The organism is Streptomyces sp. HUAS 15-9, from assembly GCF_025642155.1.
In the GTDB taxonomy this organism is placed as follows: Bacteria; Actinomycetota; Actinomycetes; order Streptomycetales; family Streptomycetaceae; genus Streptomyces.
In genome coordinates this window covers 4,775,895-4,793,105 of sequence record NZ_CP106798.1, presented here as the reverse complement: position 1 = coordinate 4,793,105, position 17,211 = coordinate 4,775,895, and the positions used below count along the sequence as shown (strand labels likewise).

The following is a 17,211-nucleotide window of genomic DNA, read 5'->3' as shown; positions in this document are numbered from 1 at the left end:
CGGCCCTGGGCGGCGTCCGCGTCCTGACCGCGTGACGCTCGCCGTTCACCAAGATGTTGCCTCAAGGGCGGTAGTTGTCCTGGGGCCGGTTTAGTTTGCGCCCTTTTTACGGCGGTTTTCCTTACGGCCGAAGGCCCACGCACCCAGACCCACCAGCAGGGCCGCCCCGGCTCCGTAGACCGGCAGCCACAGGGTGGTCGTGGAAGCCAGGCAGTCGGCAATGGCGTCATGCCGGTGGACCACCTGCGCATAGGCCATGGCGGTACGGTCTGGGCCGACGAGGTTCGGCAACGAGGCCTCCGTGCGGAGGCTTTCGAAGATGCCCAGCTGATCGCACTGGCTGCGGGTCCCCGGCATCGGAAAGAGCCACGCCCAGCGCTGCATCATCGGAGCCAGCGCGACCGCGACACACAGGCCCACCACCAGCGAATACGCCGTCAGGTCCTGCACATACGAAAAGCGGAGGCCCGGCGTGGGCGTCGGCGGTCGGTAGGAGGCGAGGACCACCACGAGAAGCGTCACACCGATGTAGGTGGCGAACCACTGCCAGGACCCCTGCGCGAGGGCGAAGGTGAGCACGGCGGCGAGAGCGATGCCGACGACTCCCGGCTGAACGGGCTCTCGATGGCCGCCTGCCCCGACAGAGGTGGTTTCCCCGGCTCTTCGAGGGCTGAGGTTGTGCATGCGCTCTCTCCCGCCTGGTTCCGAGGCCACCAGTGTTCACGCGGTTCGCGCCATGGGCCCGGCACCATGCCGAGTGCGGGCGCCGGATCCCTTCGATCCGCTCGTACGCCATGTGTGATGCGCTCGTACGCCACGTGAGACTCGCCGCCCCCACCCATCAACGGCTGACGGAATGCCCGAATTGGTACAGTCTGGCGGCCATAACAGGTGATCCACACCGAGGACATCCAGGCTGGAGGATGCCGGAGATGGGCAAACCAACGCGGCGCGACCTGCTCAAGGGGACCGCGGCGCTCGGCGCCGCCACCCTCGCCGACGGAGCGCTGGGGGCATCGGCCCAGGCACGTCCACGCGTCCGCACGAGGCCGGGGCAGGCCGCCTGGGAGCAGGCCGCTGCGGGGCCGGACCGGCACGACGTGCTCGACGTCGCGGTCATCGGTGCCGGGGTGTCCGGGGCGTACACCGCCTGGCGGCTGCTCGGCCCGGAGGCCGACCGCAGCCGTGCGCTGAAGGAGCTTCGGCGGCGACGCGGTGGTCCTCTGTCGGTGGGTCTGTTCGAGGGCAGCGAGCGCGTCGGCGGCCGCCTCTTCTCGGTGACGCCGCCCGGTATGCCCCACCTGCACGCCGAGCTGGGCGGGATGCGCTACCTGAGCGACCAGCCGGTCGTGGCCCAACTCGTGGACCATCTCGGGCTGCCGACGGCCCGCTTCCCGGTCGACGAGCCGCAGAACCTCGTCTACCTACGCGGGCACCGCTTCACCCAGGCCCAGTGGAACGACCCCACGGTCGTGCCCTATGACCTGCCGGCCACGATCCGGGGCAAGTCACCGGACGACGCTCTCGTGTCGGTCATCGAACGCTTCGTCCCCGGTGCCGCCACCATGGACCACCAGGCATGGGACAAGATCAAATCGACGGCGTCGGCCGACGGCCGGCTCCTCTACGACATCGGGTTCTGGAACCTGCTGCTCGACGCGGTCGGGCAGGAGGGGTGGAACTTCCTCCACGACGGCTTCGGCTACGGCTCGGTGGTCGACAACGTCAACAGCATCGAGGCCATGGAGGCGTCGGTGGCCGACTTCGTCGGCTCCCCGCCGCCGCACTACCGGCTCATGGTCAACGGCTATCAGACGATGCCCGAGGAACTCGTCCGGCGGTTCGAGGCGGAGGGCGGGAGCCTCCACCTCCACCACCAGGTCCGCCGGATCGACCGGGAGAGCGTTCACGGCGAGGACGTACTGGCCCTCGCCCTGGCCGTCTGGCCCGAGGGACGGCCGCTCACGGTCCGGGCACGGCACGTCGTTCTGGCGATGCCGCAGCGCTCGATCGAGCTGCTGGACCCGGACACCTTCCTCTTCACCGGCGACCGGTTCCTGTCCGACCTCGGCTCGATCGTCCCGCGGCCCGCCGCCAAGCTCTTCCTCGGCTACGACCGCCCGTGGTGGGAGGATCTCGGCCTGCGGGCCGGCCGCTCGGTGACCGACCTGCCGCTGCGCCAGACCTACTACTGGGGCGTGGAGGGCAAGCAGCCCGGGGCCGACCCCGACAACCGCAACTCCCTGCTGCTGGCCTCGTACAACGACCTCGACGACGTAGAGTTCTGGAACGAGTTGCTGACCCGGCCGAACCGTCTCGCCCCGGTGGCGGTGACCCGGCCGCCCCGGCCGATGGACGCGACGGCATCGGGACCGCTGGTCGACGAGGCACAGCGCCAGCTACGCGAACTGCACGGCCCCGACGCCCGTATCCCCGAACCGACGGCCGCCTACTTCCAGAACTGGGTGCAGGACCCGTACGGAGCCGCCTACCACTTCTGGCGGGTGGGGGAGCGGAGTTGGGAGGTCATGCCACGCATGCGCCGCCCGCTCCGCGACGCCAACCTCTACGTCTGCGGCGATGCCTGGTCGACCGGGCAGGGGTGGGTCTACGGCGCACTCACCCAGGCCGAGCTGATGCTGGAGGAACACTTCGGCCTGCCCCGCCCGGCGTGGCTCCCGGCGAGCGTGTATCTCGGCCCGTGACCCACGCCGTCACCCCTGTCCCTTCGCGCAGGCTCAGAAGCTCGTCAGCGTCCCGGGCAGGTCGAACGTCTGCGACGTCCTCTTGTCCAGGTCCACCACGGTCGCGGTGTCGTCCGAGATCATCACCCAGCCGTCCCGCGTGTGCCGCAGCAGCGACGAGCTGTCCATGCCCTTGACCGTCACGCGCCGCAGTTCACGCCCGCTTCCGCGGTCCAGCTCGATGAGATCGCTGTCCTCCCCGATGTTCACCGCGACCACGACGGTGTTCTTCGACGCCTGCACGGCATCGACCCTTCCGCCGACCGCGCTCACCACCGTTGCCCCGTCCGCGTTCTTCAGGGTCACCTTCACCGTGGTTCCCCGGTTGTTCCGGGTGGGGGTACCGGCCAGGACCGGGGTGCCCGCCGGACATGCCAGTTGCTGCACCTGCACGCCACCGGCCTGCCCGGCCTGCCGGGTCCTGCCTGTGGCGAGGTCGAGCACACTCACCTTCATGCCGGATCCCTGTCCCGTGGCCAGGCACACCGTGTCACTGGACGGATCGGACGCCGCCAGCGTGACCGAACCCGGAACCCGCACGTCCCGGACCTTCTTCCACGTCTTCGCATCGCGTACCAGCACACTGGTGGTCTTGCCGTCCGCCGTGGCAGCGCCCTGATCGTGTCCGGGGGAGCCATGAACGGCCGCGACCAGGCTCTTGCCCGGCACGAGTTCACGCAGCCGCTCCGTATCGTCCTTCTCGTCCAGGGTCTGCCGGGCGGTGTTCAGCGTGAAGAGCCGGTCCGGACGATCCCCATCCCGGGGCGTCGACAGCCACCACGTCCCGTCGGCCGACTGCCCGAGCTGAGGAGCCAGCACGTCGTCGTCGCCGTCCTTCTGCGGCACAACAGCCAGCGCCTGCGCGTGGTGGGCCACGGGATTGATGCCCACCACCACGGTGTGCCCGGACACGATCGCGGTCACATAGGTCTGCGATCCCTTCCAGTCCGTTCCCAACTCCACGTCGTCGGAACCGGAACAGGAGGCCAACAGGGCAGTGGACACCGCGAGCGCGGCGTACGACGTCTTGCGCCGCATCACAGGGGCCGCACCGGCGACCATCGCACCTTCGGGCATCCTGCCCTCCAGGGCTACCTCAGGAGTTCCGGTCGCGGACGCTCAGCCCCGCTTCGCGCACGCCTTCTGCTTGGCCAGCCCCGACACGATCCCGGACATCTCACCGATGACGGCGTCCTTGTCCTTGTCCTTGATCCGGTCCGACATCGTGATCTCGGCCGCGGGACTGCGCCCGTACGACAGAACCGTCTTCGTCCCGTCGTGGGTCTTCTTGGCGTTCACGACCCAGTCGACCCCCTTCACCGAGGTGCACGTGGCCGACTCGGGGACGTCCGAGATGTTCCCGCAGCGGAGAATCACATCGCCGTCCCCCCACACGGCCGTTCCCTTCTGGTCGGAATCGGTGCGCTCACGGCCCCCCAGCTTCTGCGGCGCCTTGTCCACCAGACCGGAGCACGCGGCACTGGCACCACCCGGAGCTCCCGACACGTTGTAGGAACGCCCGGAAGTCCCGCACGCCGCAAGAGCGGCGGCACACACAGCGATCGCACCAACCTGTGCCAGACGCCGGCCAGTGGTCATCTCCATGAGTAATCCCTTGTCTAGGTAACGCAGTTGTGGCTTTCTACGGCGAAGGCCACACGGCGGAAGTCGGTACCCGGCGCTCTCGTACAGAGCGCCGGCCATGTTTGGCGACCGGGGTCAGTCCTCGCGGATGCTGAGCAGGTCGCCGGGTTGGCAGTTCAGTTCGCGGCAGATCGCGGTGAGGGTGGAGAAGCGGATCGCCTTGGCCCGGTCGTTCTTCAGGACGGAGAGGTTGACCACCGTCACCTCGACCCTGGCCGCCAGTTCGGAAAGAGTCATGCCCCGCTCGGCCAGCAGCCGGTCCAGGTGGACCTTGACCCGGTGTTCCTCCTCTGGGGGCATCAGACCAACCCCTCGGTGTCGGCGCGGAGCTTCGTGCCACGCCGGAAGACCTCGCCCAGGGCCAGGATGAGGAAGGCGAGCAGGACGTACTGGCCCGTGAAGGTGATCGAGGAGGGGATCTGATCGGCCATGGGGGTGCCGCTCACCAGCGCTTCCGTGGTGAGCGCCGGCAGTACCGGCGAGAGGATGGCCTGCACCAGCACCGTGAGACCTATGGCGCTCAGGCGGCGGGCGTTCTTCGGCACGAAGACGTCGCCGCCTCGCAGCGTCCTGGCCATCTGAAACAGGAGTGCCAGGACGAGGAGCAGGAGCAGACCGCCGACGACGTCCGGCAGCGCGAGCAACAGGCGCTGGCTCAGGTCGGGGTGGGCGACAACGAAGTCGGCCTGGTGGGTGCCGGTGAGGGTCATGCCGTGGCCCGCCACCGCGTCGGTCACGCTGACCGGTACCCGGGTCGTGGTCTCGGTCTTGACCTCGCGGGTGTCCACGGGGTCGATGAGGCCGACCACCCCGAGGGCCGGGACCAACACCCCGAAGACGCCGACGAGCAGAGCGGCCAGACCCAGAGCAGCCTCCAGGAGCCCATTGTCGGTCCGGCTCCACCAGGACTTCGTACCCACGGTTCCCCTGTCGCTCGCAACCCGCATATCGCTTATCGATACTATCGATAAGCGATATGCGGGCTGTCAAGCTCAGGGTGCGGCGGCGATTGAGACGGGTCTCAGCAGTCAGGCAACCGCGGCGACCGCCTCATCGCCACCTCAGAGCCGGTCGGCGAGACGACCGTGGTGGGAGTAGGCAAAGAGGGCCGCCTCGATACGGCTGGTTACTTTGATCTTGGTCATGAGGTTGGTCAGGTGAGCCTTGACGGTGCGCTCGGCTATGCCCAGTCGGTGGCTGATCTCGCGATTGCCGGCTGCGTGCCCGAGCAGCATGAGGACTTGGCGCTCCCGGGGGGTGAGAGAAGGGATGGCCTGGGGGTCTCCTGGGGCGGACGGAGCGGCCGGGGTGAAGCTCAAGTCCCCTTGCGATCCCGTTCTATGGTCATCCAACGTGAGGTAAGTCAAAGCGGTGGTCTCCCCGTTCATCTCTGTCTGACCGCTTCAGCCGGCTGTCCCCTTGCTCTCGTTACGCTCCTTGCCTGCCGGGTTCTCGGGGCTGAGCGGCGGTTGTGGCGGCACCGTGACCCGTTTGGACAGGCCGACGGCGTCTCACATGTGCGCCCCGCGCATGGCGCGTCTCCATTCCGACTTGGCCGGTAAGGACCGTGGGGACCGCCTGCGTTGAGGTCGGTCAACCACGCCCGGAGACGCGCCCTCGTGGGGCAGGGTCAGTAAATGATCGAAAACGGCTCAAGTAAAGCGAGTTGAGGCAACCTTGAGGTTGTCTCAGATCTTGTTGACGGGTAAACAAGCGCCTACCGCGTGGTCGCGCTCAACGACGACTCCGTCAACGTCCTTGCGCCGGCCGCCGACATCAACGTCAAGATCATGTCGAACACGGTAGGTCACAGCGACACCTGCGTCACGCCGGACACGCACCAAAGCGTCCCGCCCCAGGTCGGCAAGAACGCCGCCGAGGCCACCACGGCGTTCTTGCCGTGTGACGCGTCATGCCCGGAGCGCCGCAAAAGGCCCGTGTTGCACCGTCCAAAGGCGTCCGCGCTCCCCTTGCGCCTTCTGACTGCGTCCGACGCTGCCCGTTGCGGCCTAACGGGCCGTGCCGAGGCGGTTGCGACGTGACTCGACCAGGCAGCGCCATCGTTCGCGGGTCTGTCGTTCTCCGTCGATCCACCGTGCTCGCGCAGTCTCCTCGGGGAGCGGAAGGCCAGCCATGAAGTGCGCGATTTCGACGTAGTAGGCGTAGTCGCCGCTCTGCGTGAGTTCGCGCAGGCGAGTGATCGCGGTGGTGAGGTCGTCCTGGGCGCCGAGGATGGCGTGGTGGAAGCACAGGACGAGTTTCAGTTTGGCCGCGGCGTAGGAAATGCCGGAGACGCCGACTTCGGCGAGCAGGACGGCCGCCCGGTCGGGCACGTCTGCGGCGAACCCGGCGTCGCGTACGAGTGCGGCAATGCGAGCGGTCATCTCGCTGGAGCGCAGGCTGAGGCGCGACAGCAGCCGGGCCGCCAGGTCGAGTTCCTCATCGGCTCGATCGGGGTCGACGAAGGAGACGGTGAAGGCGAGATGTGCTTGCACCATGGCGGTCTCGCCGGCCGCGCCGTGTTCTTCGGCCTCGCTCCTGGCTGCCAGGTAGGCAGCGGTCGCCCGTTCCATGTCTCCCTGCACCCACCACACATCTCCCAGAACCCGATGGTGTCGGCCTTTCCAGCCCAGCCTCCCAGCGGCTTCCACCGCCGCAGGGAAGTCTCCGGACAGTCGGCTCAGGTGTGCCAGGCCGCGTCGAGCGGCAGAAGCGAGCCGACCGTCGGCGGACGCGACACGCTGCATGCTGCGGCGCGAATCGTCCGTCAGGCCGAGGTCTCGCTGGGCCTTCGCCAAGTAGTACGTGGCCATTTCGACCAGGTCATCCGGGAGCAGCTGCGATGCAAGGACGGCGGTGAGTCGACTGGCTGTGCGTTCACGGTGTTCGTGCTGGCGCCGGGCGATGGCGCTGAGCGATTCCACCAGGGCGTCCACCGCAGTCTGCAGGCCGTCCGACGAGGTGGCATCGGCTGCGGGGAGTGCCAGCGGTTCCCAGATCGAGTCTCCTACGTACTGGAAGGCAGCATCGGCGAGCCAGCCGAGATCGAGATGGAAGTCCCGTGCGAGGAGCAGCCCTTGCTGGAGGCAGCCGACCAGGACGGCGCGGTCGCGTCGCAGGTCCTGGCGCCACCGCGATTCCAGGGCGTGGAAAGCCCGTTGGGCCGCGCGCTGCCAGTCCTGGTCCGACCAGCGGTCGTCACTGACGTCGTCCGCAGTGCGAATAGCGGCGCGGATCAGGTCGTGGACGTGGAAGGGCCACACACCGGAAGGGGACTCCCGGATGAAGGGGCGCTCGGTCAGCCGTAGGGCAGGCGCGTCGTGCTGCATGCCGGCAGCCTGGGTGGCCAGGGGCACGGAGAACGCACTGAACAGGCTGACCGAGCGCAGTACGTGGCGTTCCTCGGGGGTCAGGTCGCTGAGGGTACGGGTGATCAGGGCGGGGAAGTCGTGGTCGAAGTCGGTGACCTGCGGCTGCCTGCCGCCGCGTCGAAGTTCCAGGTAGCGCATGACCGACAGGTCCAGGTACAGAGGCAGTCCATGGGAGCGCTCGGCGATGATCCGGCGGACCGGTTCGTCGATCAGCGGCTGCCCGTCGCGGCTGAGCCTGCGGGCCAGATAGTCCTCGCAGTCTTCGGAGGAGAAGTCGCCGATCAGGATCTGGTGGCCGGATACGCCTGACCCGACATGCGTCGCCTCAGGGACGAGGCCGGGCCAAGCGTTCGACCCAGTCCAGTCGAGTTGCCCTTCCAGACTTGCCTCCGCCCACTGAAGGCGGTTGCGTCCGGTGACGACGAAGAACGCGTTGGGCATCAGCCACACGATGCGCTGGAGCAGGCGCTCGAAGTCACGGTTGGTGCGGTCACCGGTGTCCTCGAAGGTGTCCAGAAGGATCACAGGTAGTGCGCTCTTGCCGGCCGGGAGCTGGGCCAGGTCCCAGGCGAGAAGGTGCGGGTAGAAGCTGAGGGCTTCCAGGTCGGGCTCGGCCTCCAGGAGGTCGGCCAGACGGGAGCAGCCGGCGAGGGCGCGTACGGACTGGCGCCGCTCGCGTAACGCCTTGATGAGCGCTCCGGCCCCGTGCCCGAGCGCACCCCCGACGGTGCCGGGAAGGAGCAGAGCCTGGGCCACGTCGCTGAGGGCTGACTGCATCTGCTGGGGAAGGGCGGCAGCGGCGCTGAAGCGGCTCAGCAGCCCGCCCCGGCGGAGGTAGTCCTCGATCGGTTCGCCCGGGTGGTTGTGCTCCCAGTAGCGGCGCAGGGCGAGGTCGAAGGCGGGCATCGGGCGGCCGAGCGGAGCGACGGCAAGACGGATGGTGAGGATGAGGCGCTCGAAGTCCATGCCCGCGGCGCGCGCGAGGTCGATGCGGACCGGCAGCGTCCGATCCTCGGGGTGGGACGGCGATTCCCATTGCACGGGGCGGTGCTCGCTGCTGGTGAGCGACGCCTCGATCTTGCGGGAGAGCGTGGACTTGCCGATCCCGCCCACACCGTGGAACACAAGCATGTTGCGGCGGGGAGCCTCCAGGTCCTCCACGTCGAAGTCCGCACGGGTCACGTGCCGTATGTGCGCAGCGAGGCCGGCGGTCACCGCTTGCCACTGTGCCTGCCGGTTCGTGAACGCCTCACTGGCGGCGATGCTCCGGTCGTTCGAGCTGAACAGCGTTCGAAGGTCCCGCCCTGCCACCGCTCCCCCTGACGATCAACTGGAGCAAATTTATGCTTCATTGAGGACAGCCTGGCAAGTCCACATTCAGGCAGAGTCTGCAGGTCGTATTCGGGTCGCGTCCGCGGACGTGGTGTACGACCAACGTTGTGAGGGGCGTCAGCCGTGGTCACTCACGTGGCTCAGCTGCCCAGGGCGGGTGTGCCGCAGGCGGGGCACGGCCGACTCGGCGGTCGAGGCGAGGTAGTCCTCCAGGAGTTCGGCGAAGGGCACACTGTGCGGAGCGCTCAACTCCAGGCGCATGCAAGTGAGTTCGTGGTCGTGGTGGATCTCCACCGAAAAGTCGGGATCACGTGCCAATCATGCCGGAGGGGCTAACGGGGTGAAGGCGTCTCGCAGGGCACCCGCTGGACATTCGGCCAGCGCTTACCCGGCGGCCACGGCGGAGCCCTGATTGGATCGCCGCTAGCCGCAGCACGCGAGACATCCACCAGTCCGTCCTTGACGACCTGGCGCGGGCGACGGAGGCCGTCGTCAAGCTCGTGCCAGGCGCGCCCCGAGCGATCCGTTCGGTGATCGAACAGCGTGCGGCCCGGCCCGCCCTCACCATCGGCGCTTCGCCCCGCTGTACGTGCGAGTGCACCTGCGGTGCTGCTCAGGAGGGAGCACGCACCGCACAGTCCGGGGGTGTCTGGACTCGCCCAGGGGGCTCTCCCTTCCCGGAGAGCCCCCTCAGCCCATTTCTGTGAGGTTCACGAGAACCGCACCAGCGACTCGCTCGTCCGGAGCGATGGCGTCATCTCCAAGGATCATGCCTCGCACACGGCTCGGCAGCTCGGACGGAGGGCGCTCCACGATCTCCTGCATGCGCCGGTACAGCGGCCATTGACTCAAGTCGCGAGGCAGACCACTCGCGGCCCGCACCAAGTCGAGCTCCCGGTCGACGGCCTCTCGTTCCATTCGCCGATCATGACCTGTCCCAGTGGGCTGAACTCGCCCACTGACTCCGGGCGTAGCGGGCCACGCCGGCACGTCAGGCCTCACCGTGAGGAGACCGCCCTCCTCGTTCAAGGCGGCCTGGAGTTCCTTGACCGCTGCCCGGTGAAGGTCCCTTACGCGCCGATAGGGCGCCTCCACCCTCAGGCCCTCGGGCTCACTCTCATCGCACAGAAGGCGGTGCCATGGCAGGCTTCGACTCTTCACGTACGAGGTGCTGGCCCTGCTGGAGAGCAAGGTCCGCTGCACCACGAGGGCAGAGACGATGGTGCACCCGAACTGTCTTTCCCCAACGGGGCCGTGACGACAACCCGCCAGTAACCCTTCCGGGAGGTCTGGCTGCCAGCTTCGACGGTTGTAGAACACGTAGGCGGGAAGGCACCCTGAGGCGACAGCGTCCTCGATCAGGAGGTCGCTTTGCAGGCGCCCTTTGTCGGGCCGGTACCGAAGCTTGTAAGTACCGTTCCACTCCTCGCGCTTGGCTTGGACCCGCATGCCGAAGCCGATGTCACCGGCATAGAACCACCATTCCCAGTCCGCGCCGTTCGCGGCTTCCTCACTGCCCGTGAACCAGCGGACTGCCACGCGGTCCGCGTGCTCCATGCTGATGGTCGTCAGATGATGTTCGGTGAGCCCCACCTCGCCGGGTGCCTGGCCTTTCCGATGGCCGTGAGACAACCGCCCGAAGGTGTACTCGGAGCACAGGCTCAAGGTGCGGCAGAGCGACTTCTCGCGCAGGGCGCCGCCACAGAATCGGCAGAACCGGGAGTCGGCCGATGGCTCACGGCCACACTGGCACACCTGCTCCACGTCGCCTTGCTCCGGGCCGACAGTCGCCTTCTTCGAGATCATCCGGCGTCCTGCTCGCGCAGACCCGCGCGCAAGCGCGGCATGGCGGCGCATGACCGCAACGGTGCCCAGATCCACCTCACCCTGGCCGTGCTCCTCTCCGCAGGGGCAGATGCTCCAGCCGTCCTTGTCCACACGGTCGGCCACACTGTCCACCAACACCGCCGGCCCGTCGAGCACCCCCACCGGAATCTCCGCCACCCCGCCGGAATGACGCTTCACGAGCGCGGCCCCGATCTCCGTACCGAGGTGCATCGGCTCTGCCACAGCCCCCCAGCCTAGAAGCGGATGTTGGAGCCTTTCCACAAGACTCGCGTAATCGCCAAGTGCTGCGACCAGACCGTTCCATGGCGATGGCGCGCCCTCTCGCGCGCACCCCTCTGCACGAGTCCTGCGCTCATGCGCTCCCCTCGCGCACCCCTTGGATCCGGCGGCGTGACCCGAGAGGGACCATCAATCACAACACTGCCCCAGAACGAGAGAAAGCCCAGGTCAGGGGCACCCGACCCAGGCTTTCGCTGGAGCCGCCTTCGGGATTCGAACCCGAGACCTACGCATTACGAGCTCGCCAGAGCGTTGCCCCGGCATTCCCTGGCCACCCCTGTTTCTCCCGTCTATGCAGGTCAGCTCGCATGCGCGTATCCCGGACGCGGTGATCGTTCACGGGGTTTCACTGTCCTTCCGGACCCATCCTGGACCCAGGGATGTCCTGCTGGCTGGCCGACCGGGTCCCAACCGGGTAGGCCTCCAGCTCAGGCCGGGCGGCAAAGGCGCGTCCAGCGCAGAGGCCTTGCGATGCGAGGGGGCCCAACCCCGGCGTGAGCGGCGTCCTTGGTGTTGCAGATGCAGGGACTTGAATCTCCACGTGCTTCTTGGCGTGGCTGGCCACCGGAGTTGTGGCAGTCATCTGGCCTCAGCCCTGGGCCTGGCTGCCTTTTCCTACCGGGCACGTGCGAGCCGTGTGTGCATATCGCGGCTCAGGCGGTGAACGCACTGGGTCAAGGTCACGTTTGCGCCAAGAACGTCTGGTTCCCTACCTGCTGTGCCCTCCGCCCTCGCCTCCTCAGAGAATCCTGAGCCGACCATCTCTCTCCGTGAGAAGCTGATCAGTTATGTAGAGGTAGGACGAGAGGTTGATCCGCATGGCCGAGGCAGGAGCCGAGTACGGGAACGGGGACACGAAGAATGGCTGGTACGTGCTCGCCTACGGCGACGAATACTTCGCCAGCCGGCACTCACGCGTTGAGTTCGTCTCCTTCGAGTACCGCGTCTCGTCCCTTGCGTGGCTTCGCAGCAAGATCACAAAAAGCGTCGATGTCGAGCTGGCAGAGCTCCACGCGAACCGCGAGACCGGGGCCCATCGAGTCCGTGGCTGGGAGGGTGAGAGCGACCTCATGCTCGACGAGTCGGTGAACGTGCTCGACACGGACGTGCGTCAGATCAGTGCTGGCGTGATCGTCGTTGCCTCTGTTGCCGCCCTCGAGGCCCTGATGAACCAGATGCTGGACCAGCCCGGCGACGAGCGCCTGCATAGGGCTGGCCTCACGCGTAAGGCTGGGGAACTCGCGGCACGCTGGTCAGCAGTGATCGACCGCACGGAACTCGACGAGCACATCTCGTGGCTGCGGGATCGCCGCAACTCGTTCGCGCATCGGCTTATCGACGATGTCGACCTTCAGTGGCGCTCAGCCTCCGGCTTGGGACTTTGACGACGAGATGGCTGACGAGGCCCTGGAGAGAATAAGCGCTGTCGCTTGGATGTTGGAGGCGGGATGGGAACAGTACCTCGGACCGCGGGGAAAGCTCAACGGGACCTGACTTCCGATGTTCGCAGCCATCCCTACCGTTCGAACCGGAATCCGAAGAGCCCGCCTTCGTCGTAAGCATCTGTTAGCAGTGGCTCTATGATGTAGGGCGTCGGATCGAACCCGAGACTACGGGTCTGGGTGAGCTTGTCTTCGTTGATTGTGACGATGTACTGCATGCCTTCCGTCTCGGTGATATCCACCGCGGCTTCGAGGGCTCGCGTTACCTGTCGGTCGTCGACTCCATCAAAGATGTGACTGTCGTGGACGAGGAAGTCAGGCGCCCGACCCTCACGATGGCCGATGACGGCCATCGTGAGGTCGAAGCAGAAGATCGACATCTTGTTGATCCCCTGGCTGACATCGCTGCTGATCTTTGGAGTGATCTTCAGGCTGCTTTTGCCAGCCTCGACCGAGAGGTAGGCCGGCCGATCGTTGCCGTACAGCCTGCTGGCAAGCTCGTGGAACAAAACGGTTGCCTGGTTGATCTGCTGTTGCCTCTCCTGTAGATCAGTGTCGACTTCCCGGACGAGGTCGATGCGCGTCGCCTCGATTTCTCGGCTGCTCGCTTCCACCGTCTGGGCGACTTCCAATCGGTGCTGCAGCGCCCCGAGCTTTGCCTCTTCCTGGGCCAGGATCTTCTGCAGCGCCGTGAGACGGTCGAGCGCCCCACCTTCACTCAGGTCCTTCAGGACAGCACTCAGCTCTGTGTCGAGTCGGGCTCGCTCGGCTTTGCGGGCCTCAAGGTTGCGGCGGGTCGCCTCGATTTCCTCTCCGAGGTATGTACGCCGGTTTCTTACTACCGCTGTGTGGAAGGCTCGTACGTCCTCGAACCGTTTGAGAGCTTGCCCAGGCAGCATGAGGCCCAGTTCGCCGTAGACCTGCTCCAGGTATTGCACCTCGGGATCAACTGCCTCGGCCACCGCCTTTTCGAGGTGGTCGAGATTCCGCCGGTCGATCACGTCTTGCGTACCAAGATCCTGGACTCGCCGGCTCAGCTCGTCAGCCCGCTCCTTTAGCTCCTCGTACTGCGGAACGACGCGGAATGCATCGATCTCTCTCTGGAGTTCAACGATCTTCGAGTTCCGAACGGCAATCTCGCCACGAAGGTCGGCTGTCTTACCGATCACCTTGCCCCAGACGGGGTCGTCCACCGCCTTCTTCAACTGGTCTCGCGTGGCCTTCTTCGCCGCGATGTCCTGATATCGGGCGGCAAGGGCGGAATCGAGGCCGAGCAGGTAGGCCAGATTCGGTGTCGCCTTCGCCTCTGACTGGCGCGAGAAGCTGCGCACCGCTTCATTGAAGCCATGGTCGCCAACGCGGCGGATGAGGAAGGAAAGCAGCCCTCGACCGCTGACTCCGGGATGCTCCCCGGTGAGGCCGAAGAGCTCCTTGTCGATCAGCGCCTGCCACTCAGCGAGAGTGACCGTCTGCTCCTCTTCGGCTCCAAATCCAAACAGGGACCACTCAGATGAACCACTCAACTCTGGGTGATTCCGGAGGCTCGGGCGAAGCGTGACGTGCTTGACGTCAGTGCCGGACCGGCTGACGCTCAGCTCCTGGCTCAGACCGGGCCAGTCCAGGCTGAGTGTGAAGACCGTCTGACGCAGCTCTTTGCGGGCTGCCAGATGCTTGTTGTCCGCTCGTGCACCCAGCAGGAAGTGCAGTAGCTCGATCATGCTCGACTTGCCTGAGCCGTTTCGGCTGTCGGTTGATCGAGAGGCTGCGGTGGCCTCCGCTACGACGAGGTTGAGGCCGGGCTGGAAGGTGACCGTCTTGAACCGCTCATTGTCAGCGCTGAGCCGGCGCAGCATGGGCGGCCTTTCTGGTGAGGAGGTCGTCTCTCAAGTCAACGAGATCAAGGGCGTGCAGTACGTCCAGGGCCAAAACGAACCAGCCAAAGGAGAGGGGCGCCGGATGGTCGTGTCCTCGCCGCCACTCGCGGAGACGGGCCCATGTCTGGCTGACTGTGAGGGGGTGGTCCAGTTGCATGATGATCTGGGCGCCGACAGCCAATAGCGCACGGTCGGGAGCGATCCCCTTGGTCGGGGTGATCATGATGCGCCTCCGTCCGCTACGTGTGTCGGTCTCCATCCCGGTGGGGGGACCTCGAAGATGTCACATTCGTCGAAGAAGTACGCGAGGACGGCCTTTGCGGCTTCATCACGGTTCCACCGCGGAGCCTCCTGGCCCAGCACGAAGCGTTGCATCTGCCAGAGGATCTCGTCTGTGTCGTCGCCATACTCGTGCCGCATCCGCCTGTAGTACGCCTGGAATCCGGCAGCTGTCTCATCCCGCTCCATCTGGTCGAGCAGGTCTCGGTAGTACTGGTCGACGAGATGGACGTAGGGCCGGCCAGCCTGGAGCACCGCCCGAGCCTGCTCCGAGAGGCCGTTGAAGTCGACCTTGTAGGTGGTGGGCAACGGAACGGAGGCGTCGGGAACACGCTGACGCTTCTCGGAAAGATGCTTCAGCAGTGGCTCGATCTCGGCGAGGCCGATGCTGTAGACGACCTGCTCAACCGGGATCGTCTCGCCGAGCAGGATCTCCATCTGCAAGCGATCGAGATACATCGCCTCGTTCCAGAGCTTCTGAGGTCCCATCTGCTGGAAGGCGACGCGAGGGAACGTCTGGCCAGCATCCATGAGCAGCCCCGATATGACGGGGTGGATGCCTCCACGCTGGTCGTTGTGGACGAAGACGAAGGTATCGAACTGTTCCGGGCGCTGGATGATGGCGCTCTCCACGTCTCCGTGGAACTTGCCCTTCACCGAGAACACGTCAAAGGTCTCTGGCGCGTAGCAGGCGTACAGGGTCCGGCACGACGTCCGCAGGCCGTCTCCGCCAAGGTCACCGATGCTGCCGGCGGTCCGGATCGGAATGTAGTCGTCGTAGCGTAGTTCCATCAGGAGGTGGAAGAGCTTCTCGAACTCGTTGCCCGCGCTGCCCGCGACCATCATCCGGAACTTGCTGTGCGCGTACTGCCTCTGGTGCGGGAGCACCGGCGCCTCCCCTGTGCTGTTCTCTCTCTACGCACCGTAGTGGCTTACCAGCCCACTGAGTAGCCCGCTTCCCAGACAACTCGGGGCTGACCAGCCTTCCTTCACGAACCCACCGGCCCTGGGAGCCGCAGGAGTGCACCAAACTGATCTAGCTTGTCTCTCCTCTCGCGATAGTCCTGAAGGGCCCGGCCGACGAGGGTCCAGAATCCTGGCGAATGCTCACGTTTGTACAGGTGAGCTAGTTCATGCGTCAGGACGTAGTCGATCAACTTCGCGGGGAGTTGCATCGCGGCCCGGCGGAGCTTCCATCAGACCCGGAGCGATTCAATCAGGCCAACTGCCTACCGTGGGAGAACAAAGCTGCCTCGACTTGATCCGGGAGTGCACCTCGGGCCCGCGCGTGCTCCTGCACCCCGTCCACGTACTGCCGGTATTGGTCCGTGGTCCAGCCGTTCTCCGGCCAAGTGGCGTCCACAGCACCCTTGGCCTTGAGGGCCCGTGAGACGACGCTGTCGAGAATGACCGCGCGGCGGGGCGCTGTCGCGCTGTCGTGACCGGCGAAGTAGAGCACCTTGGTAAAGAATGCCGGTCCGAGGAAAGGGATGCGCTGATCGTTATTGAATGCCCGGTATGCATCAACGGCGCCTCGTTCCCGCAGTACGTCGAGTGCCTCGCCGAGTCGAGCGTCGATGTCTGCGGGTGAGGAGTGCTCGAAGATGCGTGCCCGCCGGTTCACCGACTGCGCCTTGGTGCCGGCCCCCCAGACCAAGGCGGCGACAAGCAGGAGGCGGCGGCCTTGGACGGTGTCCGTCTGTCGGGCGATGCCGAATACGGCCCGTCGGTCCACCCGGGGCCTGCGGCCGATATGCGGGCACTCGTCGAGCGCGGCCGGCCACCAAGTGGAATCCGGGAGCAGGGATATCCAGCGGCCTCGGTCGAAGGGAATCGCCTGGCCGAGGACCGTGTCGCGGTCGGGGACGTCGACATTATCAGGCAGGACGATCACTCTTGCTCCTTGGCGGGGTGCGGAGGCGGGAGGCTGGGCCACAGGCAGTTCGCGGGTCGCTCAGGAGTCGGGGGCAGGTACGGAGTCGCCGCACCCATCCAGCCCTCGCATCGGCCTCACAGGGTAGTGGTGTAGACCGCGATTCTCTCAAGAGAATGCAGCCCGGCCTGTACGTCGCTCTGACGCGCTGCACCCAGTCACTCGCCTCGGCCACCAGGCGCCTCTGCCGCTCGTCGAGGCGCATCCGACAGCCTGGCATCGCTTCCGCGAGAACCGTCTGGGGCTCCTCCGGAGCGCCCGGGTCTACGACCCGACCGAGTGCGCGGAGGAACCTCGGCCCTCCTCGTCGTCCGGTTTATTTTCCTCGTCTGTGCAGGTCAGCAAGCCTAGAAGCATCTGGGCCACACTGATCATTCACGGGGTTTCATCATCCTTCCGGACCCATCTTGGACCCAGGAAGGCCCTGCTGACCTGCCATCCCAGCCCGAGCCGGGCAGGCTTCCA

At 66.3% G+C, this 17,211-nt stretch carries 17 protein-coding genes; 3 read left to right on the top strand and 14 right to left on the bottom strand.

Annotation, left to right across the window (positions count from 1 at the left end):
- Positions 1-90: 90 nt before the first annotated feature.
- Positions 91-684: a hypothetical protein gene (locus tag N8I87_RS22115; RefSeq protein ID WP_263211035.1), complete on the bottom strand. Its 594-nt coding sequence runs from the start codon at positions 682-684 to the stop codon at positions 91-93.
- A gap of 248 nt (positions 685-932) precedes the next feature.
- Here N8I87_RS22115 and N8I87_RS22110 point away from each other — a divergent pair, with 248 nt between their 5' ends.
- Complete coding sequence (locus tag N8I87_RS22110; RefSeq protein WP_263211013.1) at positions 933-2,705, top strand: flavin monoamine oxidase family protein; 1,773 nt, start codon at positions 933-935, stop codon at positions 2,703-2,705.
- 33 nt (positions 2,706-2,738) lie between these two features.
- Here the strand turns inward: N8I87_RS22110 and N8I87_RS22105 are convergent, their stop codons facing one another.
- The 5 genes from N8I87_RS22105 to N8I87_RS22085 all read right to left on the bottom strand — a co-directional run bounded on the left by N8I87_RS22105 (position 2,739) and on the right by N8I87_RS22085 (position 5,707).
- Positions 2,739-3,821 (bottom strand): hypothetical protein, encoded by a 1,083-nt coding sequence (locus tag N8I87_RS22105; RefSeq protein ID WP_263211012.1) that lies wholly within the window; start codon positions 3,819-3,821, stop codon positions 2,739-2,741.
- A gap of 42 nt (positions 3,822-3,863) precedes the next feature.
- Positions 3,864-4,343, bottom strand: coding sequence for a DUF3515 domain-containing protein (locus N8I87_RS22100; RefSeq protein WP_263216588.1), 480 nt, complete (start codon positions 4,341-4,343; stop codon positions 3,864-3,866).
- Between the two features lie 120 nt (positions 4,344-4,463).
- Positions 4,464-4,688 carry a helix-turn-helix domain-containing protein gene (locus N8I87_RS22095; RefSeq protein WP_263211010.1) on the bottom strand — a complete coding sequence of 75 codons (225 nt, stop codon included), beginning with the start codon at positions 4,686-4,688 and terminating at the stop codon, positions 4,464-4,466.
- Positions 4,688-5,308, bottom strand: coding sequence for a DUF2975 domain-containing protein (locus tag N8I87_RS22090; protein ID WP_263211009.1), 621 nt, complete (start codon positions 5,306-5,308; stop codon positions 4,688-4,690). Before N8I87_RS22090 ends, N8I87_RS22095 begins: the two co-directional genes overlap by 1 nt.
- Positions 5,309-5,449: 141 nt before the next feature.
- The gene (locus N8I87_RS22085) at positions 5,450-5,707 is read right to left on the bottom strand and encodes a response regulator transcription factor (RefSeq protein WP_263211008.1); all 258 of its coding nucleotides are present in this window, start codon (positions 5,705-5,707) and stop codon (positions 5,450-5,452) included.
- A gap of 405 nt (positions 5,708-6,112) precedes the next feature.
- Here N8I87_RS22085 and N8I87_RS22080 point away from each other — a divergent pair, with 405 nt between their 5' ends.
- Positions 6,113-6,430 (top strand): hypothetical protein, encoded by a 318-nt coding sequence (locus N8I87_RS22080; protein WP_263211007.1) that lies wholly within the window; start codon positions 6,113-6,115, stop codon positions 6,428-6,430.
- On the opposite strand, the gene N8I87_RS22075 is transcribed toward N8I87_RS22080, so the two are convergent.
- The 3 genes from N8I87_RS22075 to N8I87_RS22065 all read right to left on the bottom strand — a co-directional run bounded on the left by N8I87_RS22075 (position 6,398) and on the right by N8I87_RS22065 (position 11,161).
- On the bottom strand, positions 6,398-9,070 hold the full coding sequence (locus tag N8I87_RS22075) for an ATP/GTP-binding protein (protein WP_263211006.1): 2,673 nt from the start codon (positions 9,068-9,070) through the stop codon (positions 6,398-6,400). The two genes, N8I87_RS22080 and N8I87_RS22075, sit on opposite strands and share 33 nt — an antisense overlap.
- A 138-nt stretch (positions 9,071-9,208) precedes the next feature.
- Entirely contained in the window at positions 9,209-9,352 is a 144-nt protein-coding gene (locus N8I87_RS22070) for a hypothetical protein (protein WP_263211004.1), read from the bottom strand.
- A 429-nt stretch (positions 9,353-9,781) separates the two neighbouring features.
- Positions 9,782-11,161: a DUF6615 family protein gene (locus N8I87_RS22065; RefSeq protein ID WP_263211003.1), complete on the bottom strand. Its 1,380-nt coding sequence runs from the start codon at positions 11,159-11,161 to the stop codon at positions 9,782-9,784.
- A gap of 875 nt (positions 11,162-12,036) precedes the next feature.
- On the opposite strand from N8I87_RS22065, the gene N8I87_RS22060 reads away from it, so the two are divergent.
- Positions 12,037-12,603 carry a hypothetical protein gene (locus tag N8I87_RS22060; RefSeq protein ID WP_263211002.1) on the top strand — a complete coding sequence of 189 codons (567 nt, stop codon included), beginning with the start codon at positions 12,037-12,039 and terminating at the stop codon, positions 12,601-12,603.
- A 131-nt stretch (positions 12,604-12,734) separates the two neighbouring features.
- On the opposite strand, the gene N8I87_RS22055 is transcribed toward N8I87_RS22060, so the two are convergent.
- The 5 genes from N8I87_RS22055 to N8I87_RS22035 form a co-directional block, all read right to left on the bottom strand.
- On the bottom strand, positions 12,735-14,513 hold the full coding sequence (locus tag N8I87_RS22055) for an ABC-three component system protein (protein ID WP_263211001.1): 1,779 nt from the start codon (positions 14,511-14,513) through the stop codon (positions 12,735-12,737).
- On the bottom strand, positions 14,491-14,757 hold the full coding sequence (locus N8I87_RS22050; protein WP_263211000.1) for an ABC-three component system middle component 6: 267 nt from the start codon (positions 14,755-14,757) through the stop codon (positions 14,491-14,493). The genes N8I87_RS22055 and N8I87_RS22050 overlap by 23 nt, the downstream gene beginning before the upstream one ends.
- The gene (locus tag N8I87_RS22045; RefSeq protein ID WP_263210999.1) at positions 14,754-15,701 is read right to left on the bottom strand and encodes an ABC-three component system protein; all 948 of its coding nucleotides are present in this window, start codon (positions 15,699-15,701) and stop codon (positions 14,754-14,756) included. The genes N8I87_RS22050 and N8I87_RS22045 overlap by 4 nt, the downstream gene beginning before the upstream one ends.
- A 101-nt stretch (positions 15,702-15,802) precedes the next feature.
- Entirely contained in the window at positions 15,803-15,988 is a 186-nt protein-coding gene (locus N8I87_RS22040; RefSeq protein WP_263210998.1) for a M48 metallopeptidase family protein, read from the bottom strand.
- A 41-nt stretch (positions 15,989-16,029) separates the two neighbouring features.
- The gene (locus tag N8I87_RS22035) at positions 16,030-16,707 is read right to left on the bottom strand and encodes an 8-oxoguanine DNA glycosylase OGG fold protein (RefSeq protein ID WP_263210997.1); all 678 of its coding nucleotides are present in this window, start codon (positions 16,705-16,707) and stop codon (positions 16,030-16,032) included.
- Positions 16,708-17,211 lie beyond the last annotated feature (504 nt).

Excerpts from the sequence above, each read along its gene's own strand:
- N8I87_RS22115 (WP_263211035.1), bottom strand. The coding sequence starts at position 684 with ATGCACAACCTCAGCCCTCGAAGAGCCGGGGAAACCACCTCTGTCGGG.
- N8I87_RS22110 (WP_263211013.1), top strand. The coding sequence starts at position 933 with ATGGGCAAACCAACGCGGCGCGACCTGCTCAAGGGGACCGCGGCGCTC.
- N8I87_RS22105 (WP_263211012.1), bottom strand. The coding sequence starts at position 3,821 with ATGCCCGAAGGTGCGATGGTCGCCGGTGCGGCCCCTGTGATGCGGCGC.
- N8I87_RS22100 (WP_263216588.1), bottom strand. The coding sequence starts at position 4,343 with ATGACCACTGGCCGGCGTCTGGCACAGGTTGGTGCGATCGCTGTGTGT.
- N8I87_RS22095 (WP_263211010.1), bottom strand. The coding sequence starts at position 4,688 with ATGCCCCCAGAGGAGGAACACCGGGTCAAGGTCCACCTGGACCGGCTG.
- N8I87_RS22070 (WP_263211004.1), bottom strand. The coding sequence starts at position 9,352 with ATGCGCCTGGAGTTGAGCGCTCCGCACAGTGTGCCCTTCGCCGAACTC.
- N8I87_RS22060 (WP_263211002.1), top strand. The coding sequence starts at position 12,037 with ATGGCCGAGGCAGGAGCCGAGTACGGGAACGGGGACACGAAGAATGGC.
- N8I87_RS22055 (WP_263211001.1), bottom strand. The coding sequence starts at position 14,513 with ATGCTGCGCCGGCTCAGCGCTGACAATGAGCGGTTCAAGACGGTCACC.
- N8I87_RS22050 (WP_263211000.1), bottom strand. The coding sequence starts at position 14,757 with ATGATCACCCCGACCAAGGGGATCGCTCCCGACCGTGCGCTATTGGCT.
- N8I87_RS22040 (WP_263210998.1), bottom strand. The coding sequence starts at position 15,988 with ATGCAACTCCCCGCGAAGTTGATCGACTACGTCCTGACGCATGAACTA.